This window comes from Pelagovum pacificum, assembly GCF_016134045.1.
GTDB lineage: Bacteria > Pseudomonadota > Alphaproteobacteria > Rhodobacterales > Rhodobacteraceae > Oceanicola > Oceanicola pacificus_A.
Map to the genome: position 1 here is coordinate 139,375 of NZ_CP065915.1, position 25,537 is coordinate 164,911.

Consider the following 25,537-nt stretch of genomic DNA (forward strand, 5'->3'; position numbering starts at 1 on the left):
GATGACCGACCTCGCCCCCCTCAGCCGCGCCCTTCTGTCCGTCTCGGACAAGACCGGCCTCGTCGAGCTTGCCCGCGCACTCGCGGATCGCGGCGTCGAGCTTCTGTCGACCGGCGGCTCCGCCAAGCTGCTGCGGGACGAAGGTCTGTCGGTGCGCGATGTCTCCGACCTCACCGGCTTTCCCGAGATGATGGACGGTCGCGTGAAGACGCTGCACCCCAAAGTTCACGGCGGCCTGCTGGCGCTGCGGGACGACTCGGGCCACGTCTCTGCGATGGAAGAGCACGGGATCGTGCCGATCGACCTCCTGGTCGTGAACCTCTACCCGTTCGAGGAGACGGTCGCCGGCGGTGCCGACTACGACACCGCGATCGAGAATATCGACATCGGCGGCCCGGCGATGATCCGGGCGGCGTCCAAGAACCACGGTCACGTGACGGTCATCACCGATACCGAGGATTACGGTGCCCTGCTGGACGAGTTGTCGGCGAACGACGGCCAGACGACCTACGCCTTCCGCCAGAAGATGGCGCTGACGGCCTATGCGCGCACCGCGGCCTACGACACCGCCGTGTCGACCTGGATGGCCAGCGCGATCGGTGAGGCGACGCCCCGCCGCCGCACCTTCGCCGGCACGCTGGCACAGCCGCTGCGCTATGGCGAGAACCCGCATCAGGCCGCGGCGTTCTACAGCGACGGATCGGGCCGGGCCGGCATCGCCTCCGCCACGCAGTTGCAGGGCAAGGAGCTGTCCTACAACAACATCAACGACACCGATGCCGCGTTCGAGCTCGTGAGCGAGTTCGCCGACCGTGGCCCGTCCTGCGTGATCGTGAAGCACGCCAACCCCTGCGGCGTCGCCACCGGCGCCACGATGAAAGAGGCCTATTCCCGCGCCTTCGACTGCGACCGGACCTCGGCCTTCGGCGGGATCATCGCGCTGAACGGGCCGCTGGATGCCGAGACCGCCGAGGCGATCACCGAGATCTTCACCGAGGTCGTCATCGCGCCGTCGATCCACCAGGACGCGAAGGACATCTTCGCCAAGAAGAAGAACCTGCGCCTTCTGCTGGCGCCGGGCCTCGCAAACGCGGCGGAGCCGGGGCTGGCCGTGAAACAGGTGTCGGGCGGCTTCCTCGTCCAGGACAAGGACAACGGCCATATCGCCGAGAGTGATCTGAAGGTCGTGACCAAGCGCGCCCCGAGCGAGCAGGAGATGAAAGACCTGCTGTTCGCATGGACCGTCGCCAAGCACGTGAAGTCGAACGCCATCGTCTACGTGAAGGACGGCGCGACCGTCGGTGTCGGCGCCGGCCAGATGAGCCGTGTCGACAGCACCCGGATCGCCGCCCGCAAGAGCGAGGACATGGCCGAGGCGCTCGACCTGTCCGCGCCGCTCACGCAGGGATCGGTCGTGGCGTCGGACGCCTTCTTCCCGTTCGCGGACGGCCTCATCACCGCGGCCGAAGCGGGCGCGACGGCGATCATCCAGCCGGGCGGCTCGATGCGTGACGACGAGGTCATCGCGGCGGCGGACGAACGGGGACTGGCCATGGTCCTGACCGGCATGCGACACTTCCGGCACTGAACTGACGAGATGATGAAACTCACTTACTGGACGGCCTTCTGGGTCTTTATCGTGGACCAGGCGACGAAATACATCGTCGTCCACTGGATGGATCTCGTCAGCGAGATGAGGATCGACATCTGGCCGCCCTTCCTGACTTTCCGCATGGCGTGGAACCGGGGCGTGAACTTCGGCCTGTTCTCCGGCTTCGACGCGCGGTGGGTGCTGGTCGGACTGGCGATCGTGATCTCGCTCGCCGTGCTCTGGTGGATCCATCGGGACGGCGGCAGCCGGATGGCGCGCTTCTCCGCCGGGCTGCTGGTCGGCGGCGCGATCGGCAACGTCGTGGACCGGGTGCTCTACAGCGCCGTGGCGGATTTCATCAACATGACCTGCTGCGGGATCGAGAATCCCTACGCCTTCAACATCGCCGACATCGCCATCTTCATCGGGGCGATCGGCCTCGCCTTCTTCACGGGCAAGAGCGACCACAAGCCCGCGGAACGGCGGAGAAAGAACGCGTGACCTGCCCGGTCGCTTCGGATATTCGTCGACCGCAACGGTGAAGTACCGGTCTGGAGACACATGCGCGCCACTTTCGCGATCCTCTGCGTGACCACGCTGCTCGGCGGCTGCGGCCTCGGCGATCCGACGCTGCACGACCTCGAGTCAACTGGCGGCGGCCCGGACGAGTTCTCGGTCCTGCCGACGAACCCGCTCGAGATCCCGCCGCTCGCGGTGCTGCCGCAACCGACGCCCGGCGGCACGAACCGCACCGACCGTAACCCGATTGCCGAGGGGATCGTCGCGCTTGGCGGGAACCCGGCGGCGGCTTATGCCGGCGGCGTTCCGTCGTCCGACGCGGCCCTCGTCGCCGCGGCGCAGGGCAACGGCGTCGATCCGTCGATCCGCACCACGCTCGCCAGCGAGGATGCGCGCTTCCGCCGGATGCGTTCGGGCATCACCAGCGGGCTGTTCGGCGGCGACCCCTACTACCGCGCCTACAGCGGTCAGAGCCTCGACGCCTACGCCGAACTCGGGCGCTTCCGTCAGAGCGGCGTGCCGACCCCGACCGCGCCGCCGCAGGCCCGGTGACGGGTCGCTGACGCGCGCTCACATCGCCGTGGACCGGCTTGCGCGCCCGGCGCACAGGCGTAGCTTCACGTCATCTGACACGAACCACGGATAAGCCATGCGCCGACTGATGCTCGCCCTACCGCTCCTGTCGCTGCCGCTTCCGGCCGCCGCGCAGACGGACAACGTGACGACCTACACGCTCGACAACGGGCTGGAGGTCGTCGTGATCGAGGATCACCGCGCCCCGGTCGTCAATCACATGGTCTGGTACAAGGCCGGCTCCGCGGACGAACCCGTCGGCCAGTCCGGTGTCGCGCACTTCCTCGAACACCTGCTGTTCAAGGCGACGGACAACCTCGAGTCCGGCGAACTGTCGGCGACCGTCGCCGCCAACGGCGGCTCAGACAATGCCTTCACCAACTACGATGCCACGGCCTATTACCAGCGGGTCGCGTCAGACCGGCTCGAGCTGATGATGTCGATGGAATCGGACCGGATGAACAACCTCCGCCTCACGCCGGAGGATATCGAGACCGAGCGCGAGGTCATTCTGGAGGAGCGCAACCAGCGCACCGACAGCAACCCCGGCGCGCTCGCGTTCGAGCAGATCCGCGCCTCGCAATACCTGAACCACCGCTACGGTGTGCCGATCATCGGCTGGCGTCACGAGATGGAGACGCTGTCGCTCGAGGATGCGCTGTCCTTCTACGATCTCTACTATTCGCCAAACGACGCGATCCTGATCGTCGCCGGAGACGTCGACCCCGAGAACGTGCTGGAACTGGCCGAAACCTATTACGGCCCGATCCCGAGCGAACCCGAGCTGCCCGAACGCATTCGCAGCCAGGAACCGCCGCAGACCACGCCGCGCCGGGTCTACTTCGACGATGAGCGCGTTTCGCAGCCCTACATGGTCCGCAGCTACCTCGCCCCCGAACGCGACCCCGGCGATCAGGAGACGGCGGCGGCGCTCGTCTACCTCGCCGAGCTTCTTGGCGGTTCGCCCTTCACTTCCGAGCTCGGCAAGGCGCTGCAGTTCGATGAGCAGATCGCGGTCTACACCGGCGCGGGCTACGACGCGCTGTCGCTCGACGACACGACCTTCACCGTCTCGCTGCTGCCCTCGCCCGGCGTCACGCTGGAAGCGGGGGAAGCCGCCGTCGACGAGGTGATCGCCGAGTTCCTCGAGACCGGCCCGGACGAGGACGACATGGAGCGTCTGCGCACGCAGCTCAAGGCGGGGGAGATCTACCGCCGCGACAATGTCCAGTCGCTCGCCAACATGTACGGCAGCGCGCTCACTACCAGCCTGACCGTCGAGGACGTGCAGGCCTGGCCGCAGATCCTGCAGGAGGTGACGGCGGACGACGTCCTCGCCGCCGCGCGCGAAGTGCTGCGGCCCGAGGGCTCCGTCACCGCCTACATCACCGACGGCAGCGATCCCGACCCGGAAGAGGCCGAGGGCACCGCCGCCGGAGCGGCCACCGCCGCCGCCATGGAACAGGCCGAAGAGGCCGAGCAGGCAGAGGAAGTCCAGCAATGATGATGCGCCATCTGTTCGCCGCCGTCGCCGTCCTGTGGGCCGGCTCGGCCTCCGCCCAGATCGACGTGCAGTCGGTCACCTCGCCCGAAGGGATCGAGGCATGGCTGGTCGAAAGCCATGAGATCCCCTTCGTCGCGGTCGAAGTGCTGTTCCGGGGCGGGGCCTCGCTCGACGCACCCGGCAAGCGCGGCGCGGCCAACCTGATGACTGCGCTGATCGAGGAAGGCTCCGGCGACATGGACGCGCAGGAGTTCCAGACCGCGCGCCAGTCTCTCGCCGCCGAGTTCAGCTTCGGCGCGTTCGACGACGCGATGCGCGTCTCGGCAAAGTTCCTGACTGAGAACCGCGACGAAGCGGTGGAGCTGCTGAATGGCGCGCTCACCGATCCCCGCTTCGACGAAAGCGCGATCGAACGGGTGCGTGAACAGGTGCTCGCCAACATCCGTTCGTCCGAGCGCGATCCGACCGACATCGCCGCCACCCGCTTCGACGAGGATGCCTTCGGCGATCATCCCTACGGCTCCGACTACAACGGCACCGCCGAAAGCGTTCAGGCGCTGACCCGCGATGACCTGATCCAGTCGCACGCGGACATTCTCGCCCGCGACCGCATCTACGTCGGGGTCGTCGGGGACATCACGCCGGAAGAACTCGGCCCGATGCTCGACGACCTGTTCGAGGGCCTCCCCGAGACGGGGGGCGAGATGCCCACCGCCGTGGATCCCGACATCGAGCCGGGGATCGAGGTGATCGACTATCCATCGCCGCAATCCGTTGTCTATTTCGGCCAGCAGGGGATGGAGCGCGATGACCCCGACTATTTCGCCGCCTACCTGCTGAACGAAATCCTTGGCGGGTCCGGCCGGCAGAGCCGCCTGATGGAAGAGGTCCGCGAAAAGCGCGGGCTGACCTACGGGATCTCCAGCTTCCTCGTGAATTACGACCACGCGGACCTGTTCCTCGGCTACTTCAATTCCGCCAACGACAAGGTCGCCGAGGCGATTGACGTAGCGCAATCCGAATGGGCGCGGCTCGCCGAAGAGGGCGTGACGGAGGAAGAACTGGAAACCGCGAAGACCTACGTCACCGGCGCCTACCCGCTGCGGTTCGACGGCAACGGGCGCATCGCCGACATCCTCGTGGGCATGCAGTTCACCGACCTGCCGATCGACTATATCGAAACCCGTAACGACCGGATGAATGCCGTCACGCTCGAGGACATCAACCGCGTGGCCTCCGAACTTCTGACCCCGGATGCGCTGCACTTCGTCGTTGTCGGCCAGCCCGAGGGGCTGGAGGACGACGCGACGGTCGAGGGCGAACAGACCCAATAAGCCGCTCGCAGAATCGGACGTGGCCATGCTATCTCTGGTGGCATGGCCATGCTCGACCCCAAGATAAGCGAAACTCGTCCAATCATCCGCCAGCTGGATGAAGCTGCGGTCAACCGTATCGCGGCGGGTGAGGTGGTCGAGCGTCCCTCGTCCGCGATCAAGGAGCTGGTCGAGAACGCCATCGACGCCGGCGCGACGCGGATCGACATCGCCTATGCCGACGGCGGCAAACGGCTGATCCGGGTGTCCGACGACGGCTGCGGCATGACGGCGGAAGATCTGCCACTCGCGCTCTGCCGCCACGCGACCTCGAAGATCGACGGCAGCGACCTGCTGAACATCCACACCTACGGCTTCCGGGGCGAGGCGCTGCCCTCGCTCGGCGCGGTCGGTCGGCTGACGATCACCAGCCGCGCCGGCGACGTCGGCTCCGTGATCGAGGTCAACGGCGGCCGGATGGAGCCGGTGAAGCCCGCTGCCCTGTCCCGCGGCACGCGGGTTGAGCTGCGCGACCTGTTCCACGCCACGCCCGCACGCCTGAAGTTTCTGCGCAGCGATCGGGCCGAGGCGCAGGCCATCGCCGAGACCGTGAAGCGGCAGGCGCTGGCGGAGCCCTTCATCGGCTTCACGCTGACCGATGTCTCCGGCGACCAGCCGCGCGAGCTGTTCCGCGCCGACGCGCAGAGCGGCGACCTGTTCGACGCGCTCCACGGCCGGACCGCGCAGGTGCTCGGCCGGGCCTTCGCAGAGAACGCGATCCCGCTCGACGCGGAGCGGGAGAGCCACCACCTGACCGGCTTTGCGGCTTTGCCGACCTACTCGCGCGGCTCGGCGGTGCAGCAGTTCCTCTTCGTGAACGGCCGTCCGGTAACGGACAGGCTGCTGATCGGCGCGCTCCGCGCGGCCTATATGGATTTCCTGTCCCGCGACCGGCACCCGGCGGCGGTGCTGTTCATCGACTGCGAGCCGAAGCTCGTGGACGTGAACGTCCATCCCGCCAAGAGCCAGGTTCGCTTCCGCGATCCGGCCTCGGTGCGGGGGCTCATAGTCTCCGGCCTGCGGCACGCGCTGGCCGACGCGGGCCATCGGGCGTCCTCGACCGTCGCGGGCGAGACGCTCGGCGCGTTCCGGCCCGAAGCGGCGTCCGTGGTCGAGAACGATGCGCCCCGTGTCTACCAGATGGACCGCCCCGTTGCGCGGCCCTGGACGCCGCCGCAGCCCGTGACGACGACTCCGGGCTTCGCGGAGATGCCGGTTGCCTCCGCTCGGGTCGAGCCGGTGGCGGAGCAGGATACCCCGCAGGAGGCGCTGCCGCTTGGCGCGGCGCGGGCACAGGTCCACAAGAACTACGTCATCGCCCAGACCGAGACGGGCATTGTCATCGTCGACCAGCACGCCGCCCATGAGCGACTGGTCTACGAGAAGCTCAAGCGACAGATGTCCGAGAACGGCGTCGCCAGCCAGGCCCTGCTGATCCCCGAGATCGTCGAGCTGTCCGACACCGAGGCGCGGCTGCTGCTCGACCACGCGGAGGGCCTCGCCAGCCTCGGCCTCGTGATCGAGGCGTTCGGTGGCGGCGCGGTGGCGGTGCGCGAAACCCCGGCGCTTCTCGGACAGGTGGACGCTGTCGCACTGGTGACCGACATCCTCGACGAGCTGTCCGACCTCGGCGACAGCACCGCGCTGCGCTCGCGGATCGACGCGATCCTGAGCCGCGTCGCCTGCCACGGCTCCGTCCGGTCCGGGCGACAGATGCGCGGCGACGAGATGAACGCCCTCCTGCGCGAGATGGAAGCGACGCCCCATTCCGGGCAATGCAACCACGGGCGCCCGACTTACGTGGAACTCAAGCTGTCCGATATCGAACGGCTGTTCGGAAGATCATGATCCAGATCGGTGACCAGACCTACGCCTTCAGCGATCCGCTGATCCTCGGCCTTGCCGGCGGGGCGCTTTTGCTGATCCTGCTGTTCGCGCTGCTCATCACCTCTGTCCGGCGGGCCGGACATTCGGCAATCGTGGCGGAGTCTCTCGCGCAGCAGATGGGCGCGATGAGCAACCGGGTGCAGGGGTTGTCGGACGGGCAGCACCAGCTGTTTGGCGGCCTGAACTCCGTCTCCGAGGCGCAGGCACAGCAACAGGCCCGCACACTGCAACTGATGGAGCAGCGGCTGGCCAACGTCACCGAGGCGATGAACACGGCGCTCGGTTCCACGTCGCGGAACACGGCGCAATCGCTGGGAGAGCTGCAACAGCGGCTGGCGGTGATCGACAAGGCGCAGGCCAACATCACAAAGCTGTCGGGCGACGTGCTGTCGTTGCAGGACATCCTCAGCAACAAGCAGACCCGCGGCGCGTTCGGGGAGATCCAGCTTACCGACATCGTCGGCAAGGCGCTGCCTTCGGACAGCTACAAGCTGCAGGCGACCCTCTCGAACGGGAAGCGGGCGGACTGCCTGATCCACCTGCCGAACCCTCCCGGGCCGATCGTCGTGGACAGCAAGTTCCCCCTGGAAGCCTACGAGGCGCTCCGCCGGGCGGAGACGGAGCACGAACTGAAAGAGGCCGTGCGCCAGATGAAGACGGCGGTACGCAGCCACATCAAGGCGATCTCGGAGAAATACATCATCGAGGGCGAGACGGCGGACGGCGCATTGATGTTCCTGCCGTCCGAGGCGGTCTATGCCGAACTCCACGCGAACTTCCCCGAGATCGTGCGCGAGGGTTTCGAGAAGCGGGTCTGGATCGTCTCGCCGACCACCTGCATGGCGACGCTGAACACGATGCGCGCGATCCTGAAGGACGCCCGGATGAAAGAGCAGGCCGGTGCGATCCGCAAGGAACTGGGCCTGCTGTTTCAGGATGTCGATCGGCTCGGCACGCGGGTCGAGAACCTCGACCGGCATTTCGGACAGGCGTCCAAGGACCTGTCAGAGATCAAGATCAGCGCCGACAAGGCCGGACGCCGTGCCCGGCGACTGGACAATTTCGATTTCGAAGAGCTTGCTCCGGACAGCGAAGAGTCCCGCGTGGTGCCGATCGCCGCGCCGAAAGGATAGGAAAGACGCCATGTTGAACCGTATTGCCCTCCTCACCCTCGCCGCCATCGGCCTGACCGCCTGCGCCGAGCCGCAGGAGCTTGAGGTCGACAGCATCCGTGCGTCGGTCGAACAGAACTACCAGGGGATGCCCTTCGCGGAGGGGGCGATTTCCGTCATCGCGCCGGACCGTCGCCATCCGACGACCTACAAGCTGGTGCCCTGCCGGAATGGGACGGCGATCTGCGCCGGATCGCTTCATGGCCATGCCGGCACGGTCAGCAGAAGCCGCGATTTCACCCATGTCAGCGGGGCCTACTACGGCAGCACCTTCTACCTATCGCCGGGCGGGGACGGCTTCATGACGCGGCACGGCCAGCAGCTGCCGATCGCGTGGGCGCCGGCCTACTGACGCAGGCTGCCCGCGTAAGGCGCTAGGCTGCGGAGGAATTCGCGGATCTCGCCGTGTTCGGGGCTCCACAGGAACTCCCACGCGGCTTCCTTTTCCCAGACTTCGCCCTCGGGAAGCAGCGCCTTGGCGTGGCGCTGACGTTCCGCCTCCACCCGCGGGGGCAGGGGGAGTTTCTCGGCCTCGCGCAGCATCCCGGCGAGCTCATGGATGCGGACGATGTCGGCGAAGGCCTCCATCATCGGCATCAGCAGCGACGGATCGTCCTGCCAGCTCCGTCCGTCGAACATCTTCTCGACAACGTATTGTCCGGCGCCGCCGCAGTCGTAGCGCACACACCCCCGGAAGCCGCTCGGGATCAGCTTGTCGTGGATCGAGCAGAGGTTGTTGTCGGCGAGGTTCGGGCAGGGCACACCCGCCGGCTTGTCGATGGCGAAGGCGGCGGACTTCTCGAAATGAAGCGCCACGCAGCACAGTGCCGCGCAGCGCATGCAATCGGCGCCTTTTTCGAAGTGGTCGAGGGGGTCGGACATGGCGCCCTTGTCGCGTCCGTGGGACACGAACGCAACCGGATCAGATGCGCATGATCCGCCCGGCGAGGCGCGGAATCCAGCCGTGGAACCGGAGCCGCGCGTCGGTGGCGGCCAGGCAGATGCAGTCGGCACCGGGCTCGGCCACGGGCTGGTGATCCACGTCCTCGTCCGCGACTTCGATGTCGCCGGGGCCGAAGCGGTCATACTCGTCCGCGAACGCGCCCTTCAGGACGAGCGTCAGCTCGGTGCCGGCGTGGCCGTGATCCGGAACCGACGCGCCGCCGGGAATGCACAGCAGGCGCGCGGTCGCGACTCCGTCGTCATGCAGCAGCGCCTGCTTCACGCCGCCGCCCACGGGCTTCCATCGGATCGACGCGAGGTCGCCGCCGACGTAGTCGCGCACCGGCGCGGGCAGGTCGGACTTGACCGGCGGGGCGCGACGCGCTTCGGGCTTGCTGCCCCGGATCCGGCCGAGCGCCTTCGCCAGCGCATCGGCGGACATCTCGGCACGGCCCTCTTCGAGGATCGCGCCGCCGATGGCGTCAAACGTCGCCGCCTGCGCGCGGCATTCGTCGCACATCGACAGGTGCGCGGCCACGGCGATGGAAAACGCTTCCGGCAACGTGCCGGCAGAGTAGCTCATAAGGAGCTCGTCGGTCAGATGATGGTTAATCTCGTACATCGTCATTTCATCTGGTGTCTCAGCCGCTCCAGCGCGAGGCGGATGCGGGATTTTATCGTCCCGAGAGGGAGGCCGGTCTCGGCCGCGATCTCGGAATGGCTCAGGTCTCCGAAGTATGCACGTTCGACAAGCTCCCGTTGTTTCGCCGGAAGCTGCCGCATCGCGTCGCCCAGCCGGTCACTGTCCTGCTGAAGTGCGAGCGCGTCGTCCTGGTCCGGTTCGTTCTCGGGCCCCCAGGGGAGGTCTTCGGGTTCGGGGCGCCGCTGGCGGCGGATCGTGTCGATCCGACGGTTGCGGGCGATGGTGTAGACCCATGTGCTGACGCTGGCCTTCGTCGGATCGAACTGGGCCGCCTTGCGCCAGAGCGTGGTCATGACGTCCTGCGTGATTTCCTCCGCCATGTCGGGCGCAGAGCCCGATCGGACGAGGTAGGCCTTCACGCGCGGCGCGAAATGCGCGAAGAGCGCCGTGAAGGCGGTTTCATCCTGGTGGTCGCGTATCGCGGCGACTTCCTTCGCCCAGGACTGGCGCAGGTCGGTCTCTTTGATCTCGGTCACGTGGCCGGGATACTCCTTGCCAACAGGCATCAGTCGCACGCCGCGGAGGGCGCGTGCGGGGTCATCCCAAGGTTTGGATCCGGCGACGGCAGAGGTCAACATGACAGGTCTACGCGCCCGTCCCCTGACCGGATCACATCGGGGTGCGAATTTCGAGGGTCTCGAATTCTGAGACTATTTGCCGGCGGAGTCCGTGTCTCCGACGACTGCCCAGAAACAGACGGGCGCAGGGCAGGGGACACGTGTCGGGACATCCCCCGATTAATCCGCCTGCCGCGCCGGTGCGTAACAGACTACAGACAAACATCGGGAACTTGCTCATGCCATTCGAAACCGGCGCAAACGCGCCTCGCAGCATTGCCGTCATCGGTGCCGGCATTTCCGGCCTCGGCGCGGCCTATGCCCTGTCAGGGACTCACAGGGTCGTGCTGTTCGAGGCGGAGCCCCGGCTCGGCGGGCATGCGCGGACGCGCACGGCGGGGCGGGGCGGCGACCTGCTGGTCGATACCGGCTTCATCGTTTTCAATTACGTGAACTATCCCAACCTCACGAAGCTGTTCGACGAGATCGGCGTGCCGGTGCGGCTGTCGAACATGAGCTTCGGCGCGAGCTTCGACCGGGGCGCATTCGAATTCGGGCTCGACGGGCTCGGCTCGCTCTTCGCGCAGCCGAAGAACCTGTTCAGCCCGCGTTATCTGAAGATGCTGCGCGACCTGCTGCGCTTCAACCGCGAGGCGCTGGAAGCCGCGCAGGACGAGGGACTGACCATCGAGGGGCTGTTGCAGAAGCTGGAGCTCGGCGACTGGTTCCGGGACCGCTACCTGCTGCCGATCTCGGGCGCGATCTGGTCGACGGAGAAGGAGGGTATCCTCGCCTTTCCCGCGCGGACGTTGGTCCAGTTCTTCGACAACCATAACCTGCTGCAATCCGCTGGCCAGCACGACTGGTACACGGTCGAGGGCGGATCGGCCCAATATGTCTCGCGCCTCGCGCGGGTGCTGGAGGATCGCGGCGTCGAGATCCGGACCGGCACGCCGGTCGCAGGGGTCCGCCGCAACCCGATCGGCGTCGAGGTGCGCGGGCAGGGCAGCGAGTGGGAAGCCTTTGACGAGGTCGTCTTCGCCACCCACTCCGACGATTCCCTGTCGATGCTCGAGGACCCGACGGCGTTCGAGCAGCACACGCTCGGCGCCGTGCGCTACCAGCCCAACGACATCGTCCTGCACGGCGACGAAAGCCTGATGCCCCGCCGCAAGCGCGCCTGGGCCAGCTGGGTCTACACCGAAGAGGAAAACCGCCGTCCCGACCGGATCGAGTTGACCTACTGGATGAACTCGCTTCAGCGCTGGCTGAAGGGCGAGAACGTCTTCGTCACGCTGAACCCCAACCGGCCGATCGACGAGAGCCTGATCTGGGACCAGGTCACGCTGCGCCACCCGGTCTTCGACAATGCCGCCGTCGCTGCGCAGTCGCAGATGAGGCTCGCCAACGGCTGCCACCACACGTGGTATTGCGGCGCGTGGATGGGCCACGGCTTCCACGAGGACGGCCTCGCCTCCGGCCTCGACGTGGCCGAGCGGATCAATGAGCGCGCCGTGGCTGGCGTCGCTGCCGAGTGACGTGAGCGCCCGCGTCGATCATATCCGTGGTTCGACCTTTCATGGCCGGAGAGGCGGGACGCGCAATGCGTTCCGCTACGGGATCGACTACGTGCTCTGCGATGCGGAGAAGCCGCTGCGCACACCGGCGCTGTTCTCGCGCAATGGGCGCAACCTGTTTTCGCTGAGGGACCGCGACTTCGGCGGGCCGCCGGGCGAGGGCTCCGGGCCCGAATGGGTGCGGCGCACGCTCTCTGATCACGGGCTCGAGGCGCCGGTGAGGATCGAGCTTCTCGCGCAGCCGCGCGTTCTCGGACACCTGTTCAACCCGGTGAGCTTCTGGCTCTGCCGGGACGAGGCGGGCGCTTTGCGCACGGTGATCGCGGAGGTGACGAACACCTTCGGCGACCGCCATTCCTACCTCTGCCACCGCGAGGACCGCGGCGTCATCGGACCGACCGACCGGGTGCGGGCGACCAAGATCTTCCACGTCTCTCCGTTCCAGCCGGTCGAAGGCGAATATACCTTCCGCTTCCGGATCGATCCGGGCGAGATCGACATCGTGATCGACTACCGCACCGGCGACGGCGGAGTCGTGGCGACGCTGACCGGCGCGCGGGTGCCGATGACCAACCGCACCATTCTCGGCGCCTGCCTGCGCCGGCCCTTCGGATCGCGGCGGGTGCTGGCGCTCATCCACTGGCAGGCGCTTCGCCTGTGGTGGAAACGTGCGCCCTACCGCCCAAGACCCGAGCCCCCGGCACAGGATGTCAGCCGATAGGCCGGCTGGCGGAAATCCGGACTGGACCCGGGGCGGTCATGGAACCGACACTGACGGGCGACATTCTGAAATGGATGGCCGCTGCGACGCGTAACCGCGGCGGATGAATGAAATTTGCAATAGAGAGCTGCGGCTGGCGCCCTACATTGGTTCCCGACTGCATCTGAAGGAGGTCGAACGTGAGAGATTGGCAGGGGAAGACGTACTGGATCGTCGGGGCGAGTGAAGGACTGGGCCGGGCACTGGCAATGACGCTGAGCCGCGTCGGGTGCGGGCTCGTGGTCTCGGCGCGCAGCTCGGACCGGCTCGACTCCCTCGTCGCCGAGCTTCCTGGACGCGCCCGTGCCGTCACGATCGACGTGAACGACCCCGAAAGCGTGAAGAAAGCCGCTGCCGACGTCGGCGAGATCGACGGCCTCGTCTACCTTGCCGGGACCTACGACCCGATGAGCGCGACCGAATGGGACACCGAGAAGGTCGTCCAGATGATCGAGACGAACGTCGTCGGCGCGGTCCGCACGGTGGGTGCGGTGCTTCCGGACATGATCGCGAAGGACAAGGGGCATATCGTGCTGACCGGCTCGCTCGCCGGGTTCCGGGGGATGCCGGGCAGCATCGGCTACGGATCGTCGAAGTCCGCCATCATGACGCTGGCCGAGGGGATGTATATCGACCTCAAGGGCAGCAACGTCGAGGTTCAGGTCGTCAACCCGGGCTTCGTGAAGACCCGGCTCACCGACAAGAACGATTTCAAGATGCCGCAACTCATGGAGCCGGACGACGCAGCGCGGGAATATTTCGAGCACATGAACTCTGACGAGTTCAAGAAGAGCTTCCCGTTCGCCTTCGGCACGGCGATCCGCCTCGGCCAGCTTCTGCCCGACTGGCTCTATTTCCCGCTCTTCAGCCGGAAGTCGTAAGTCCGTTTTCCGACAGGTGTGCGCGGAAGGTCTCTTCCGCGCGGGCCCAGACCCCGCCATCGTCCGTGCCGAGCGCGGCGAGGTGGGGCAGCAGGGCCGTGGCGAACTCCTCCGACGCTTCGCGGGGCAGGAGCGAGGGCAGGTTGTCGATCGCCATGATGTCGAGCGGCGGCTCCCCGTGCACGCGGAGCGCCGGGGCGTCCCAGCTTGTCACGTCACCGTAGAGCGGGATCGGGTTGTAGGGTGTGCCCGGGTCGCAGGCGACGTCGCCGATCACCCGCAGAGCGCGGTCGGTGGCGAGGATGTCCGGCCCCGCGAAGACCGGGACGCCCGGCATTGCGAGCACGGCGTTCACCAGTATCTCGTGACGGGCGACCTCGGGGAAGGGGCCGCCGGAGCGGGTCTCTTCCATGTCCCAGCGGGTCGGGCTGATGTTCAGGGCCCCGAACAGGTCCGCAGCGCCCATACCGACGCGGCCCTTCGCGCCGATGATGAGGGCGGCGGGCATGTCGCTGCCGAGCGCCCCGGCGACGTCCTCGCGCATGGTGGCGGAGTCCGCCCACGGGTTGAGCGCGTCGAGTGAAGTGCCGCGCTTCTGCGCTGCGTAGACCAGCAGGCTGACCGCAGCCCCGACATACCCCGCCCAATAGCCGAAGGCCGCGACGCGACGGCCAGTCCCATCGACCAGATATTCGAGGTCCAGAAGCGTGCCGCCGCCGTCCGCGAAGCGGGTGAGCACGGGAATCGCCCCCGGCTGACCCTTGTAGGCGTGGGCAAAGAAGATGTGGCGGTGCGTCAGGGGTGCATCGCTGTCGGGCAGTTCCTTCAGGCCGAGGATGATGGCGTCACGCGGCGCGTCTGGCCAGCTTCCGGTATCCGCGAGATCGCAGCCCGCGTCCGAATAGGCGGCATCGGAGATCACGCGGGTCGTGCTGCGCTCGACCGTGATGCGCGCGCCGTCGCGGATCAACTGAGCCGCCCCGTCGGGGAGGAGCGGTGTCCGGCGTTCGGTCGCGCGGGCCTCGGCCCGGAGCCAGATATGGGTCATGTGCGGACCTCAGTAATGGGTGCGGGCGTCGACGCGATCGGCGCGTTCGAGATGCGGGATCGCGTTGAAGCCGGCCAGGATCGTCGCCTCGGGGCGGACATGCATCCGGTGGATCGAGCTGTTCCAGATCGGCAGCAACATCTGCGCCGTCCGGGCGAGGTCGAGGCCGAGCAGGTGGCGGATCGCCATGCCGATCACGCCGCCGGACGTGACGCAAAGGACGTTCACGCCTGGCTCCGCCGCTTCCATGATGACTGAGGTGACGCGGGCCTCGAAGCTCTCGAAGGTCTCGTTGCCCATGATGGCAGCCGCGTTCCACGCCTCGAGCACCTGCGGGATGTGGGCGGCGAACTCGTCAGGCCCGGGTGCGGGCACGCCGAGCGTCTCCTGCAGCGCGCGGCTGAGGTTCAGGTAATCCATCTCGTTCAGGCGGGCGTCGGCCTCCGCGTCGGGGAAGCCCATCGCCTCGGCCGTGGCGCGGTGGCGCAAGAGCGTGCCGCTGAGGACGCGGTCGAAGGTCATGTCCTGCTCGCGCATCCACTCGCCGAGCCACATCGCCTGCTGGCGGCCCAGGTCGGAGAGCCGGTCGTACCCCGCTTCATCGGTGGCGGAGGAATTGGCCTGTCCGTGCCGGACGAGGATGATGCTGCCCATGTCGACCTCCTGTCTGTCGGGGTCGGCTTAGTGCGGCGTCGCGCCCGCCGCAACCGGGGACGCTTTTGCGGGAGCGGCGGTCGCGCGCGGGCTTTGTCGGAGGCTCGCAACCGCGCTAGTGTCCCGACGAGCGGAGGAAATTCCATGACCGACAGTATCCGATTCACCCTCGACGGCCGCGAGGTCGAGGCCGCGCCGGGGGAGACCATCTGGCAGGTCGCGAAGCGGGAAGGCACGACCATTCCGCACCTCTGCCACAAGGATGCGCCGGGCTATCGCTCGGACGGCAACTGCCGCGCCTGCATGGTCGCGATCGACGGGGAACGGAACCTCGTCGCGTCCTGCATCCGCGAGCCGTCCGCCGACATGAAGGTCACCACCGGAGAGCCGCGTGAGGTGCAGGCTCGCAAGCTGGTGATGGAATTGCTGATGGCCGACCAGCCAGAGCGGGACGCGGCGCACGACCGGTCCTCGCACATGTGGGAGATGGCCGAAGCGCAGGGCGTGGAACAGAGCCGTTTCCCGTCGATGGATGCCGACCACGTGCCGCTTCTCGACGACAGCCACGTCGCGATGCGTGTGAACCTCGATGCCTGCATCCAGTGCGGGCTTTGCGTCCGCGCCTGCCGCGAGGTGCAGGTCAACGACGTGATCGGCATGGCGGGCCGGGGGCACGAGGCCTTCCCGGTGTTCGACATGGACGACCCGATGGGCGCATCGACCTGCGTGGCCTGCGGCGAGTGCGTGCAGGCCTGTCCGACCGGCGCACTGATGCCGTCGAGCGTGCTGGACGAGCGCCAGATCGGTGACAGCGCCGACTATGATCGCGAGGTCGACAGCGTCTGCCCGTTCTGCGGCGTCGGCTGCCAGGTGTCGCTGAAGGTGAAGGACGACCGGATCGTCTATGTCGACGGCATCGACGGCCCCGCCAACGAAGGGCGGCTCTGCGTGAAGGGGCGCTTCGGCTTCGATTACATCCACCACCCGCACCGCCTGACCCGGCCGATGATCCGGCGCGAGGATGCGCCCGCGAAGGGGCTGAACGTCGATCCGGCAAACCCCTGGACCCACTTCCGCGAGGCGACGTGGGACGAGGCGCTGGAGTTCGCTGCTGCCGGGCTGTCGTCGCTGAAGGCGGAGCGTGGCGGCAAGGCGGTGGCCGGGTTCGGCTCTGCCAAATGCACGAATGAAGAGGCCTATCTCTTCCAGAAGCTGATCCGGCAGGGCTTCGGGCACAACAACGTCGACCATTGCACGCGGCTTTGCCACGCCTCTTCGGTCGCGGCGCTGATGGAGAATGTCGGCTCCGCCGCCGTGACAGCGACGTTCAACCAGATCGAGAAGGCGGACGTCGCCATCGTCATCGGGGCCAACCCGGTGGAGAACCATCCCGTCGCGGCGACCTACTTCAAGCAGTTCACCAAGCGCGGCGGCAAGCTCATCGTCATGGATCCGCGCGGCGTCGGGCTGCGGCGCTTCTCGTCGCACATGCTGCAGTTCCGGCCGGGGGCCGACGTGGCGCTGCTGAACTCGATCATGCACGTGATCGCGGAAGAGGGGCTTTACGATCAGCAATATATCGACGGCTACACCGAGAACTGGGAGGCGGAGAAGGCGCACCTCGCCGGGTTCCGCCCCGAGGACATGGAGAGCCTGACCGGGATCGACGCGGATACGATCCGCGACGTGGCCCGGACCTTCGCCGGGGCGGAGAAGGGGATGATCTTCTGGGGCATGGGGATCAGCCAGCACATCCACGGCACCGACAACTCGCGCTGCCTGATCTCGCTGGCGCTGATGTGCGGGCATGTCGGGCGTGAGGGCACGGGTCTGCACCCGCTGCGCGGGCAGAACAACGTGCAGGGCGCGTCTGACGCCGGGCTGATCCCGATGTTCCTGCCGGACTACCAGTCGGTGACGGACGACGGCGTCCGCTCCGCCTTCTCGGAGATCTGGCACTCGGGCGACTTCTCCGCCGAGAAGGGGCTGACGGTCACCGAGATCATGGATGCCGTGCACGACGGGCAGATCGCGGGGATGTATGTCCTCGGCGAGAACCCGGCGATGTCGGACCCGGATGTCGACCATGCGCGCGACGCGCTCGCGAAGCTCGACCACCTCATCGTGCAGGACATCTTCCTGACCGAGACGGCGAACTATGCCGACGTGATCCTGCCCGCCTCGGCCTTCGCCGAGAAGACTGGGACCGTCACCAACACCAACCGGCAGGTCCAGATGGGTCGGCCCGCCGTCGCGCCGCCCGGCGAAGCCCGTGAGGACTGGCGGATCACAGTCGATCTCGCGAAGCGTATCGGACTGCCGTGGGACTACGGACACCCGTCCGAAATCTACGAGGAGATGGCGCGCGGGATGCGCTCGCTCGACAATATCACCTGGGACCGGCTGGAGCGTGGGGCGGTCACCTACCCGTCGCTGTCGCCGGACGATCCCGGACAGCCGATCGTTTTCGGCGATGGCTTCCCGCGCGAGGGCGGACGGGCGAAGTTCACGCCGGCCAGTGTCATTCCACCGGACGAAGTCCCGGACACCGAGTATCCGATGGTGCTTACAACGGGGCGGCAGCTGGAGCATTGGCACACCGGGTCGATGACCCGGCGATCCCGTGTGCTGGACGCAGTGGAGCCTGAAGCGAACTGTTCCCTGCACCCGTCGACCCTGCGCAAGCTGGGCGTTGCGCCGGGGGACATGGTGCGTCTGAGCACGCGGCGCGGTTCGATCGAGATCATGGCGCGGGAAGATCGGGCTGTGTCGCCTGACATGGTGTTCCTGCCGTTCGCCTATGTCGAAGCAGCGGCAAACCTGCTGACGAACCCCGCGATCGACCCGTATGGCAAGATTCCCGAGTTCAAGTTCTCTGCCGTGAAGGTCGAAGCGGTCGGAAACAGCGTCGCGGCCGAGTAGCGTTGCAGTTGACGCAGCGTCCGGTTCCATCACAAAGACAAGAGGTTGCGTGATGGAAACGTTTTTCAGCCTCAAAGCCCTGTAAAAAAGGGGTTCTGGTGCTGCGGTGTGTCATTGCTGCACCCCCGTAGTGCAACTGCAGCGCCCGCAGGAACTGCTTATTCCGCCGCATGTTCCTATTTCGTCAGTCCGGCGGCACTGCACCGCCAAGGAACGAAAAAGGATACAAAGATGCGGAAGATGACCAACATCGTGCTGTCCGCCTCCGCTCTCGCGATTGTCGCGGGCGGTGCGATGGCCCAAGACACTGTTTTCACCGGCGCGAACGCCGTCGAAGACCGTAACGAAGCGCTGAACGAGCAGATCGAAGACGACTTCGAGCGGGACGTCGAGCCGTTCGGCAACGAAGGCCGTCCGCTCGGCTTCACCGGCTCCATGTCGCTGCGCGCTGCCACCTCGAACGGCAACACCGACAAGACCGACATCGGCATCGGCGCCAACTACGGCTTCTACGACGGCACGAACGGCTTCGAGACGCAGCTGTCCTACAGCTACGGTGAATCCGAAGGCACGCGGACCGAAGAGAGCCTGCTGTACGATCTCGAGTACACGCGTGACTTCTCGCCGCGCTTCTACGGCTACGCCAAGCTTCAGGGCTCGATCGACGAGTTCTCCAGCTTCGAGACCGACACGTTCGCCGGCTTCGGTGCGGGCTACCGCGTGATCGACACGGCCACGACCCAGTGGTCCGTCGCTGCCGGTCCCGGCTACCGCTTCGCCGAACTTTCGGACGTTGCCAGCACGGACTTCGAAGAAGCGGCCTTCTCCGTTTCGTCGAACTACATGAACCAGATCTCCGACGTCGTCGCCATCACGAACGACACGGACGTCATCACTTCCGAGTCCGACACGGTCGTCTACAACGACCTCGGCCTCAACGTCGCGATGACGAACACGCTGGCGCTGCGTACGAGCCTTCAGACCGAGTACCACTCCGACCCGCTGCCGGGTCTGGAAGACACCGATAACACCTACGGTGTGTCGCTGGTCTACTCGTTCGACTGATCCCGATATTTGCATTCCCGGGATCGAAGGCGGGGGCTTATGGCCCTCGCCTTCTTTTTTTGTGCAGGCGCCGGGCGCACTAGGGGCAAGACGGCCGTGAGGCTTTGTTCACAGGGGCGCGGCTGATAGTCAGGGGGCCGGAGGTGCCCTGACATGATCGAACCCGACGTCGACCGTTTCCTCGCCGATCTTCGCCATCTTAGGACCTTCGGGACCGCTGGCGTGCTGAAAGGCGTGTCGCGGCCCGCCTACGGCCGTCCCGACATCGAGGCGCGCGAGTGGCTGGCCGGGCGGATGCGCGAGGCGGGGCTGACGCCGCACTTCGACCCGATGGGCAACCTGTTCGGGCTCGGCGACGGGCCGGGGCTGCTGCTCGGGTCGCATTCCGACAGCCAGCCGGAGGGCGGGTGGCTCGACGGGGCGCTGGGCGTCATCGCCGGGCTGGAGGTCGTCCGCGCCGCACGGGAGGCGGGGATCACCAACCTGTCCTGCGTGTCCTTCCAGGACGAGGAGGGGATGTTCGGCGTGACCACGGGCAGCTCGGTCTGGGCGGGCCACCTGTCGCTGGAGGAGGCGGACAAGCTGACCGACGGCAATGGCGAGACGCTGGCCGACTCGCGGGCCCGGATGGCGCACCTTGCCGGGGACTTCCTGTCGCCGGACCAATTCACCGGGTTCCTGGAGATGCACATCGAGCAGGGACCGGTGCTCGACACCGAGGGCGGTACGGTCGCCGTCGTCAGCCATATCGTCGGAATCCGGGACATGCGGGTATCGCTCGCCGGGCAGCAGAACCATGCGGGCACCACGCCGATGCGGTTGCGCCGGGATGCGTTCCAGGGACTGGCGGAGATCAATGCCAAGCTGGTCGAGCGGTTCGATGGCGTGGTCACGGCGCAGACGGTCTGGACGGTCGGGCGCGTGACGCTGCACCCGAACGCCGCGTCGATCGTGCCGGGCAAGGCGACCGTCTCGATCCAGTGGCGCGACAGCGAAACAGCACGGCTGGCGGAGATGGAGCAGATCATCCGGACCACGGTGGAAGAGGTCGCCACCGCGCGCGGTTTGTCGTTCGAATTCGGGCCGATGTTGGGGCTTGATCCGGTCGACATGGACCGGGGTCTGCGCGATGCGCTGGAGGGCGCGGCAGAAGAGGTCGTGCCCGGTGATTGGCGGGTGATCCCGTCGGGCGCGCTGCACGATTCGACGAACGTCGCGAAGCACTTGCCCGTTGCGATGCTGTTCGTGCCGTCGATCGGCGGCATCAGCCACGATTATGCCGAGGATACCGACGAGGCCGACCTTGCGGCGGGATTGCGGGTGCTGGCGCGGGCGGCGTCCCGGCTCATCGGCTGACCGGCGACGATCGGCTACGCCATCGCGCCGCCCGCCGTCTCGCGGTGCTTGCGTGATACCGACCGACTGGTATGTACGTGTCATGCCACGCAAGACGCTCAGATCGCCCGAACGCGGCGCCGCACGGACCCGCCTGCTGGAAGCGGCGCGGGACGTGATCCGGCGCAAAGGCTATTGCGCCACCACGGTCGACGACATCTGCCGCGAGGCGGAGGTCACCAAGGGCTCCTTCTTCCACCATTTCGACAGCAAGGAAGCGCTGGGTGTCGCTGCGGCGGACTTCTGGGCGGAGACGACTAGCCAGTTCTTCGAGGCCGCGCCCTACCACACGCCGGACGATCCGGCGGAGCGGGTGCTGGCCTATGTCGCGTTTCGACGGTCGCTCATCGAAGGCCCGATCGAGGGGTTCACCTGCCTCGTCGGCACCATGGCGCAGGAAGTGCATGCCATGTCCCCGGACATCCGCGACGCTTGTGGGGCGAGCATCTTCGGCCATGCGGCAACGCTGGAGGCCGACTTCGGCGCGGCCCTGGCGGCGCGGGGTGCCGGGGACCTTTCGGCGGCGAGCCTCGCGCGGCACACGCAATGCGTGATCCAGGGGGCGTTCGTCCTGACCAAGGCGGCGAACGACCCGGCGCTCGCACGGGAGTCGCTCGACCATCTCGAGAGATATTTCCGACTGATCTTCGATATGCCCCAGAGGGAGGAGACCCCGCGATGACCAGCCTGTCCTGCAACTGCGGCACTGTCCGGCTCGAGGTGAGCGGCCCGCCCATTCTGGCTGCCGACTGCTGCTGCACCTCGTGCCGCAGGTCGGCGGAGGAGCTGACTGCGAACCATGGTGCGCCGGAGATGCTCGACCGCTACGGCGCGACCTCCTACGTGCTGGTCCGAAAGGACCGGATCAGCTTTGTTGCGGGGCAGGAGCGCATGCGAGAGCATCGGCTGTCGCCCGATGCGAAGACCCGCCGGGTGGTTGCCGGCTGCTGCGGCACACCGCTGTTCCTCGAATTCGCGGCCGGCCATTGGATGAGCGTCTACTCGGCGCTCTGGCCCGAGGAGGCGCGGCCCGCGCCGGAGCTTCGCACGATGGTGTCGGACCTGCCGGACGCATCGGTGCTGCCCGACGACATCCCGAACGCGAAGCGGCAGAGCGCGGGCTTCATGTGGCGGCTGCTGAGCGCCTGGGCCGCGATGGGTTTCCGCAATCCGAAGATGCCGGAGGTTCAACCGATCGGTCGCTGAGGCGGCTATCGGCGCGGGCCGGATCGTGGCTATGATCGGAACAGGGAAACAGGCCCCGTTTCCCTGTTCTGTCTTGATGATCCGGTTGCTGGAGCCCTCATGCCCGTCATTTCCCTGCTGTCCTACCTGTTCGCGATCCTGTCCGCTGCCGGGGGCGGCTACCTGCTCTGGCTTGCGGGGGCGGGGGAGGCCGGCGCGGCGGAGGACATCACGGCGACCGGCGCGTTGCTGAGCCAGCTCTACAGTTACGGGCCGGGCGTGGCACTGATCGCGACGGCGTTCGGTTTCTGGGTGATCGGCTTCGTCTGTCACCGGCTGCAACAGATCCGGAACGCGATCCGCGAGGAATACACGATCAACGAGGGCTGAAACGACAACTGCCGGCCCCAAGGAACCGGCAGTCGTTCTTGCGTTGCTGTCGGCTTACTGGGCCGGGACGTAGCGTTCCATCACCAGCCGCAGGCGCGGGCTGCTGTCGGAGATGTCGGTCAGCGCCAGCAGGTAGGTGCCGGGGAAGACCCGCGCGGCGATCTGGCTGTCGAGGCCCTGGCCGTAGTCGTCGTTGTAGCCGATCTCGCGGCCGACATCGTCGAACAGACGGATCACCGGGTCGCCGTTGCTGACGGCGATCGCCTCGATCAGCAGGAGGCCGGTCTGGGTGACTTCCAGCGAGTACCAGTTCGCCGTGTCGCCGGACATCTGCGCATCGGTCACCGTGCGGCCGGCAAGCGCGCCGAGCTCGGTGATCGGGTAGCTGCCGTCGAGCGGCGGCGCGACTTCACCCTGATCGTAGAGCGCCATCGCCGCAGCGGCCGGATCGTAGCCGGTGAGCGCGACGGTCACGGGCAGGTCCCCGTCCGACAGGGCTTCGAGCTGGAGGCAGTAGGTCCCCGCCTGAAGCGGCGTCGTCATGTCGATGCGGCTGTTGAGGCCATCGTAATCGTCGTTCTCGGCCAGATACTCACCCGCTTCGGAGGTGAGGGTAAGGACCGGGTCGGCATCCTCGTTCTCGGCCGTGAGGGTCAGGCTGGCGGACGAGCTGAGCTCGAACGCGTAGGTCGGCACGCTGTTGATCGAGTTGGTGGCGCTGACGCCCGCGTCCAGCATCGCGTCGACCGGGCCGGAGCCGAGCATCATCGCGCCGCCACAGGCGTCGGTGTCCGTCATCGCTGTATCGAGCGGCGGCGGGTCCATCGTGGTGTCGGTGTTGTCCGTCGGTTCGGTCGTGTCCGTGGTGTCGGTCGTGTCGACCCCGGCGTTCATGCCGCCCTCGGTCAGCGCTTCCTGATCGGAGCGGCCGATGCGGACGGTCGCCGTCAGGGGCGCACTGTCGTAGCTCGTGGTGCGCATGCAGTACTGGCCCGGCTGCAGGCTGAGCATCGCCATCGACGAGGTGCCGCCGCCGCTGTCGTCGTCGGAGCCGACCACGGCGCCGGACCCATCGAGCAGTTCGATCACCGGGTCACCGGTGCCACGGCCCTGCGCCTCGATCCGGACATCGGTCGGGGCGGACAGGCTGAAGAGGGACACGTGCGCATTACCGAGCAGCACGAGGGCGAGCTGTTCGCGGTAATCGTCGGCAGAGGTGATGTCGGAATTGGCTTCGTTGCCGCCGATCCAGGCGCCCGAGGCAACCTGTCCGCCGCAATAGTCCTGCGCCGCTGCCGGGAGCGCGAACGCGCAGGCCGCCACAGAGCCAAGAATGGAACGAGAAATGAGCGTCATGAAATGAGACCCCCCCTTAGGTTATGAATCGTTCTTACGTGGAGGGAGCGTAGTTTCAAACCGGCCCGGTTGGCTAGCGAATGCTGCAGCAGGCGCACAGGAAACGAGGGCGGGAAAACCTGACCCCTGAAACGAAAGAAGCCGCCCGGAGGGGCGGCTTCGTATCGGTCGATCCGATGGAATCGATCAGCCCTGGCGGGCTTTGAACTTCCGTTGGGTCTTGTTGATCACATAGACCCGGCCCTTGCGGCGCACGACGCGGCAATCGCGGTGACGCTGCTTGAGCGAACGGAGAGAGTTACGAACCTTCATGGCGTTCCCTCGTCAGTCGCGGCGCGGCGATGCGCCTGGGGTTTCAGTTCTGCGCCATCGGTGTTGGCGCGGTGAATTCATGGTGGGCGATACTGGGATCGAACCAGTGACCCCTTCGATGTCAACGAAGTGCTCTACCGCTGAGCTAATCGCCCGTACCCGACCGTTTCCGCACCCCTAGAAAAAAGGAAGACGCGGCGAACCGCGTCGGGTGAGCGGTCTCTAAAAGGAGTCGACGGCAAGATCAAGGGCTTTTGGAGGACAACTATTCCAGTCTATTATTCGGCCCAAGAGGATCATCGATGTCGCAGGCTCCATACCAGCTTTTCAGCCCGGATGTTCGTACGACATCGGTGTCATTCGCGTCGCCGCACAGCGGCCGCGATTACCCTGCGTCGTTCCTCGCGTCGACGATTCTCGACCAGGATCAGGTCCGCTCGTCCGAGGACGCGTTCGTTGATCGGCTGTTCGATTGTGCGCCGCGCCACGGTGCGCCGCTTCTGGTGGCCGGTGCGCCGCGCGCCTTCGTCGATCTTAACCGTGCGGCGGAAGAGCTTGATCCTGCGCTGATCGACGGGGTGCGCCGTGCCTCGCACAATCCGCGCACGGCGAGCGGGCTCGGCGTGATCCCGCGCGTGGTGGCCAATGGGCGGGCGATCTATCGCGGCAAGATCCCGATCAGCGAGGCGCATCGCCGGCTCGCCGAATACTGGACGCCGTACCACGGCGCGCTGCAGGCTATGCTGGAGCAGAGCCATGCAGCCTTCGGCGAAGCGATCCTGATCGACTGCCACTCCATGCCGCACGAGGCGCTGGAGCATGTCGGGCCAGCGGGCTCTCCGCGACCGGACGTGGTGATCGGCGACCGGTTCGGCGCCTCCGCCAGCACGGCGGTGGTCGAGCGTGTCGCAGCGGCCTTCACCAACGCCGGATTCCGGGTGGCCCGCAACATGCCCTTCGCCGGTGCCTACATCACCCAGCATTACGGGCGCCCCTCGCGGCGGCAGCACGCGGTGCAGGTGGAGATCGACCGCTCGCTCTACATGGACGAGGCGAAGATCGAGCCGACCGCCGATTTCGAAGCCGTGCGCCATGCGCTCGACCTCGTGGTCGAAACGATCGCGGACTTCGGGCGTGCCCGCGACCTGCCGGTCGCGGCGGAGTAATCCGG

The 25,537-nt window shown here is 66.9% G+C and carries 25 protein-coding genes and 1 tRNA gene; 18 read left to right on the forward strand and 8 right to left on the reverse strand.

Annotation, left to right across the window (positions count from 1 at the left end; genetic code table 11):
- Nucleotide 1 precedes the first annotated feature (1 nt).
- The 8 genes from purH (at nt 2) to I8N54_RS00745 (ending at nt 8,971) form a co-directional block, all read left to right on the forward strand.
- Nucleotides 2-1,588 carry a bifunctional phosphoribosylaminoimidazolecarboxamide formyltransferase/IMP cyclohydrolase gene (gene purH, locus I8N54_RS00710; RefSeq protein WP_140194411.1) on the forward strand — a complete coding sequence of 529 codons (1,587 nt, stop codon included), beginning with the start codon at nt 2-4 and terminating at the stop codon, nt 1,586-1,588.
- Nucleotides 1,589-1,600: 12 nt separating this feature from the next.
- Complete coding sequence (gene lspA / locus I8N54_RS00715) at nt 1,601-2,092, forward strand: signal peptidase II (RefSeq protein WP_140195686.1); 492 nt, start codon at nt 1,601-1,603, stop codon at nt 2,090-2,092.
- 60 nt (nt 2,093-2,152) lie between these two features.
- Nucleotides 2,153-2,662, forward strand: coding sequence for a DUF3035 domain-containing protein (locus tag I8N54_RS00720; protein ID WP_140194410.1), 510 nt, complete (start codon nt 2,153-2,155; stop codon nt 2,660-2,662).
- A 97-nt stretch (nt 2,663-2,759) separates the two neighbouring features.
- Entirely contained in the window at nt 2,760-4,187 is a 1,428-nt protein-coding gene (locus I8N54_RS00725) for a M16 family metallopeptidase (RefSeq protein WP_140194409.1), read from the forward strand.
- Nucleotides 4,184-5,521: a M16 family metallopeptidase gene (locus I8N54_RS00730; RefSeq protein ID WP_197097557.1), complete on the forward strand. Its 1,338-nt coding sequence runs from the start codon at nt 4,184-4,186 to the stop codon at nt 5,519-5,521. Before I8N54_RS00725 ends, I8N54_RS00730 begins: the two co-directional genes overlap by 4 nt.
- Nucleotides 5,522-5,563: 42 nt before the next feature.
- Nucleotides 5,564-7,408: a DNA mismatch repair endonuclease MutL gene (gene mutL / locus I8N54_RS00735; RefSeq protein WP_140194408.1), complete on the forward strand. Its 1,845-nt coding sequence runs from the start codon at nt 5,564-5,566 to the stop codon at nt 7,406-7,408.
- Nucleotides 7,405-8,580 (forward strand): DNA recombination protein RmuC, encoded by a 1,176-nt coding sequence (locus I8N54_RS00740; RefSeq protein WP_140194407.1) that lies wholly within the window; start codon nt 7,405-7,407, stop codon nt 8,578-8,580. Before mutL ends, I8N54_RS00740 begins: the two co-directional genes overlap by 4 nt.
- A 10-nt stretch (nt 8,581-8,590) precedes the next feature.
- Nucleotides 8,591-8,971 (forward strand): hypothetical protein, encoded by a 381-nt coding sequence (locus tag I8N54_RS00745; RefSeq protein ID WP_140194406.1) that lies wholly within the window; start codon nt 8,591-8,593, stop codon nt 8,969-8,971.
- On the opposite strand, the gene I8N54_RS00750 is transcribed toward I8N54_RS00745, so the two are convergent.
- From I8N54_RS00750 to I8N54_RS00760, 3 genes are read right to left on the reverse strand one after another with little or no spacing between them, the layout of a single operon-like run.
- Nucleotides 8,965-9,501, reverse strand: coding sequence for a hypothetical protein (locus tag I8N54_RS00750; RefSeq protein WP_198571742.1), 537 nt, complete (start codon nt 9,499-9,501; stop codon nt 8,965-8,967). The genes I8N54_RS00745 and I8N54_RS00750 overlap by 7 nt on opposite strands.
- A gap of 40 nt (nt 9,502-9,541) precedes the next feature.
- Entirely contained in the window at nt 9,542-10,189 is a 648-nt protein-coding gene (locus I8N54_RS00755; protein ID WP_140194404.1) for a ChrR family anti-sigma-E factor, read from the reverse strand.
- Nucleotides 10,186-10,842, reverse strand: a complete 657-nt coding sequence (locus I8N54_RS00760) for a sigma-70 family RNA polymerase sigma factor (protein ID WP_140194403.1) — start codon at nt 10,840-10,842, stop codon at nt 10,186-10,188. Before I8N54_RS00760 ends, I8N54_RS00755 begins: the two co-directional genes overlap by 4 nt.
- A 218-nt stretch (nt 10,843-11,060) precedes the next feature.
- On the opposite strand from I8N54_RS00760, the gene I8N54_RS00765 reads away from it, so the two are divergent.
- From I8N54_RS00765 to I8N54_RS00775, 3 genes are all read left to right on the forward strand, one after another.
- Nucleotides 11,061-12,359: an NAD(P)/FAD-dependent oxidoreductase gene (locus I8N54_RS00765; RefSeq protein ID WP_140194402.1), complete on the forward strand. Its 1,299-nt coding sequence runs from the start codon at nt 11,061-11,063 to the stop codon at nt 12,357-12,359.
- Nucleotides 12,325-13,119: a DUF1365 domain-containing protein gene (locus I8N54_RS00770; protein ID WP_197097555.1), complete on the forward strand. Its 795-nt coding sequence runs from the start codon at nt 12,325-12,327 to the stop codon at nt 13,117-13,119. The genes I8N54_RS00765 and I8N54_RS00770 overlap by 35 nt, the downstream gene beginning before the upstream one ends.
- 179 nt (nt 13,120-13,298) lie before the next feature.
- Nucleotides 13,299-14,039: an SDR family NAD(P)-dependent oxidoreductase gene (locus I8N54_RS00775; protein ID WP_140194401.1), complete on the forward strand. Its 741-nt coding sequence runs from the start codon at nt 13,299-13,301 to the stop codon at nt 14,037-14,039.
- On the opposite strand, the gene I8N54_RS00780 is transcribed toward I8N54_RS00775, so the two are convergent.
- Together I8N54_RS00780 and I8N54_RS00785 are read right to left on the reverse strand one after the other, a co-directional pair.
- Nucleotides 14,023-15,087, reverse strand: coding sequence for a saccharopine dehydrogenase (locus I8N54_RS00780; RefSeq protein WP_140194400.1), 1,065 nt, complete (start codon nt 15,085-15,087; stop codon nt 14,023-14,025). The genes I8N54_RS00775 and I8N54_RS00780 overlap by 17 nt on opposite strands.
- Nucleotides 15,088-15,096: 9 nt before the next feature.
- A complete protein-coding gene (locus I8N54_RS00785) occupies nt 15,097-15,741 on the reverse strand; it encodes a histidine phosphatase family protein (protein ID WP_140194399.1) in 645 nt (214 codons plus the stop codon).
- 144 nt (nt 15,742-15,885) lie between these two features.
- Here I8N54_RS00785 and fdhF point away from each other — a divergent pair, with 144 nt between their 5' ends.
- The 6 genes from fdhF to I8N54_RS00815 all read left to right on the forward strand — a co-directional run bounded on the left by fdhF (nt 15,886) and on the right by I8N54_RS00815 (nt 22,698).
- Nucleotides 15,886-18,663 carry a formate dehydrogenase subunit alpha gene (gene fdhF / locus I8N54_RS00790; RefSeq protein ID WP_140194398.1) on the forward strand — a complete coding sequence of 926 codons (2,778 nt, stop codon included), beginning with the start codon at nt 15,886-15,888 and terminating at the stop codon, nt 18,661-18,663.
- 231 nt (nt 18,664-18,894) lie between these two features.
- The gene (locus I8N54_RS00795) at nt 18,895-19,728 is read left to right on the forward strand and encodes a DUF481 domain-containing protein (protein ID WP_231592558.1); all 834 of its coding nucleotides are present in this window, start codon (nt 18,895-18,897) and stop codon (nt 19,726-19,728) included.
- Nucleotides 19,729-19,881: 153 nt separating this feature from the next.
- Nucleotides 19,882-21,084, forward strand: coding sequence for a hydantoinase/carbamoylase family amidase (locus I8N54_RS00800; RefSeq protein WP_140194397.1), 1,203 nt, complete (start codon nt 19,882-19,884; stop codon nt 21,082-21,084).
- 82 nt (nt 21,085-21,166) lie between these two features.
- Nucleotides 21,167-21,805 (forward strand): TetR/AcrR family transcriptional regulator, encoded by a 639-nt coding sequence (locus tag I8N54_RS00805; RefSeq protein ID WP_140194396.1) that lies wholly within the window; start codon nt 21,167-21,169, stop codon nt 21,803-21,805.
- A complete protein-coding gene (locus tag I8N54_RS00810) occupies nt 21,802-22,329 on the forward strand; it encodes a GFA family protein (RefSeq protein WP_140194395.1) in 528 nt (175 codons plus the stop codon). The genes I8N54_RS00805 and I8N54_RS00810 overlap by 4 nt, the downstream gene beginning before the upstream one ends.
- A 99-nt stretch (nt 22,330-22,428) precedes the next feature.
- Nucleotides 22,429-22,698, forward strand: coding sequence for a hypothetical protein (locus I8N54_RS00815; RefSeq protein WP_140194394.1), 270 nt, complete (start codon nt 22,429-22,431; stop codon nt 22,696-22,698).
- 54 nt (nt 22,699-22,752) lie between these two features.
- Here I8N54_RS00815 and I8N54_RS00820 read toward each other — a convergent pair whose 3' ends face one another.
- From I8N54_RS00820 to I8N54_RS00830, 3 genes are all read right to left on the reverse strand, one after another.
- Entirely contained in the window at nt 22,753-24,054 is a 1,302-nt protein-coding gene (locus tag I8N54_RS00820) for a PPC domain-containing protein (protein ID WP_140194393.1), read from the reverse strand.
- Nucleotides 24,055-24,240: 186 nt separating this feature from the next.
- On the reverse strand, nt 24,241-24,366 hold the full coding sequence (ykgO, locus tag I8N54_RS00825) for a type B 50S ribosomal protein L36 (protein ID WP_007255499.1): 126 nt from the start codon (nt 24,364-24,366) through the stop codon (nt 24,241-24,243).
- 80 nt (nt 24,367-24,446) lie between these two features.
- Nucleotides 24,447-24,521: transfer RNA gene (locus I8N54_RS00830), tRNA-Val, on the reverse strand.
- Between the two features lie 147 nt (nt 24,522-24,668).
- On the opposite strand from I8N54_RS00830, the gene I8N54_RS00835 reads away from it, so the two are divergent.
- Entirely contained in the window at nt 24,669-25,532 is an 864-nt protein-coding gene (locus tag I8N54_RS00835) for an N-formylglutamate amidohydrolase (protein ID WP_140194392.1), read from the forward strand.
- Nucleotides 25,533-25,537: the final 5 nt, after the last annotated feature.

Excerpts from the sequence above, each read along its gene's own strand:
- I8N54_RS00810 (WP_140194395.1), top strand. The coding sequence starts at position 21,802 with ATGACCAGCCTGTCCTGCAACTGCGGCACTGTCCGGCTCGAGGTGAGC.
- I8N54_RS00740 (WP_140194407.1), top strand. The coding sequence starts at position 7,405 with ATGATCCAGATCGGTGACCAGACCTACGCCTTCAGCGATCCGCTGATC.
- I8N54_RS00820 (WP_140194393.1), bottom strand. The coding sequence starts at position 24,054 with ATGACGCTCATTTCTCGTTCCATTCTTGGCTCTGTGGCGGCCTGCGCG.
- I8N54_RS00785 (WP_140194399.1), bottom strand. The coding sequence starts at position 15,741 with ATGGGCAGCATCATCCTCGTCCGGCACGGACAGGCCAATTCCTCCGCC.
- I8N54_RS00835 (WP_140194392.1), top strand. The coding sequence starts at position 24,669 with ATGTCGCAGGCTCCATACCAGCTTTTCAGCCCGGATGTTCGTACGACA.
- I8N54_RS00815 (WP_140194394.1), top strand. The coding sequence starts at position 22,429 with ATGCCCGTCATTTCCCTGCTGTCCTACCTGTTCGCGATCCTGTCCGCT.
- ykgO (WP_007255499.1), bottom strand. The coding sequence starts at position 24,366 with ATGAAGGTTCGTAACTCTCTCCGTTCGCTCAAGCAGCGTCACCGCGAT.
- I8N54_RS00805 (WP_140194396.1), top strand. The coding sequence starts at position 21,167 with ATGCCACGCAAGACGCTCAGATCGCCCGAACGCGGCGCCGCACGGACC.
- I8N54_RS00800 (WP_140194397.1), top strand. The coding sequence starts at position 19,882 with ATGATCGAACCCGACGTCGACCGTTTCCTCGCCGATCTTCGCCATCTT.
- I8N54_RS00770 (WP_197097555.1), top strand. The coding sequence starts at position 12,325 with ATGAGCGCGCCGTGGCTGGCGTCGCTGCCGAGTGACGTGAGCGCCCGC.
- lspA (WP_140195686.1), top strand. The coding sequence starts at position 1,601 with ATGAAACTCACTTACTGGACGGCCTTCTGGGTCTTTATCGTGGACCAG.
- I8N54_RS00760 (WP_140194403.1), bottom strand. The coding sequence starts at position 10,842 with ATGTTGACCTCTGCCGTCGCCGGATCCAAACCTTGGGATGACCCCGCA.
- I8N54_RS00725 (WP_140194409.1), top strand. The coding sequence starts at position 2,760 with ATGCGCCGACTGATGCTCGCCCTACCGCTCCTGTCGCTGCCGCTTCCG.
- mutL (WP_140194408.1), top strand. The coding sequence starts at position 5,564 with ATGGCCATGCTCGACCCCAAGATAAGCGAAACTCGTCCAATCATCCGC.
- I8N54_RS00795 (WP_231592558.1), top strand. The coding sequence starts at position 18,895 with ATGCGGAAGATGACCAACATCGTGCTGTCCGCCTCCGCTCTCGCGATT.
- I8N54_RS00745 (WP_140194406.1), top strand. The coding sequence starts at position 8,591 with ATGTTGAACCGTATTGCCCTCCTCACCCTCGCCGCCATCGGCCTGACC.
- fdhF (WP_140194398.1), top strand. The coding sequence starts at position 15,886 with ATGACCGACAGTATCCGATTCACCCTCGACGGCCGCGAGGTCGAGGCC.
- I8N54_RS00750 (WP_198571742.1), bottom strand. The coding sequence starts at position 9,501 with ATGTCCGACCCCCTCGACCACTTCGAAAAAGGCGCCGATTGCATGCGC.
- I8N54_RS00765 (WP_140194402.1), top strand. The coding sequence starts at position 11,061 with ATGCCATTCGAAACCGGCGCAAACGCGCCTCGCAGCATTGCCGTCATC.
- purH (WP_140194411.1), top strand. The coding sequence starts at position 2 with ATGACCGACCTCGCCCCCCTCAGCCGCGCCCTTCTGTCCGTCTCGGAC.
- I8N54_RS00755 (WP_140194404.1), bottom strand. The coding sequence starts at position 10,189 with ATGACGATGTACGAGATTAACCATCATCTGACCGACGAGCTCCTTATG.
- I8N54_RS00730 (WP_197097557.1), top strand. The coding sequence starts at position 4,184 with ATGATGATGCGCCATCTGTTCGCCGCCGTCGCCGTCCTGTGGGCCGGC.
- I8N54_RS00720 (WP_140194410.1), top strand. The coding sequence starts at position 2,153 with ATGCGCGCCACTTTCGCGATCCTCTGCGTGACCACGCTGCTCGGCGGC.
- I8N54_RS00780 (WP_140194400.1), bottom strand. The coding sequence starts at position 15,087 with ATGACCCATATCTGGCTCCGGGCCGAGGCCCGCGCGACCGAACGCCGG.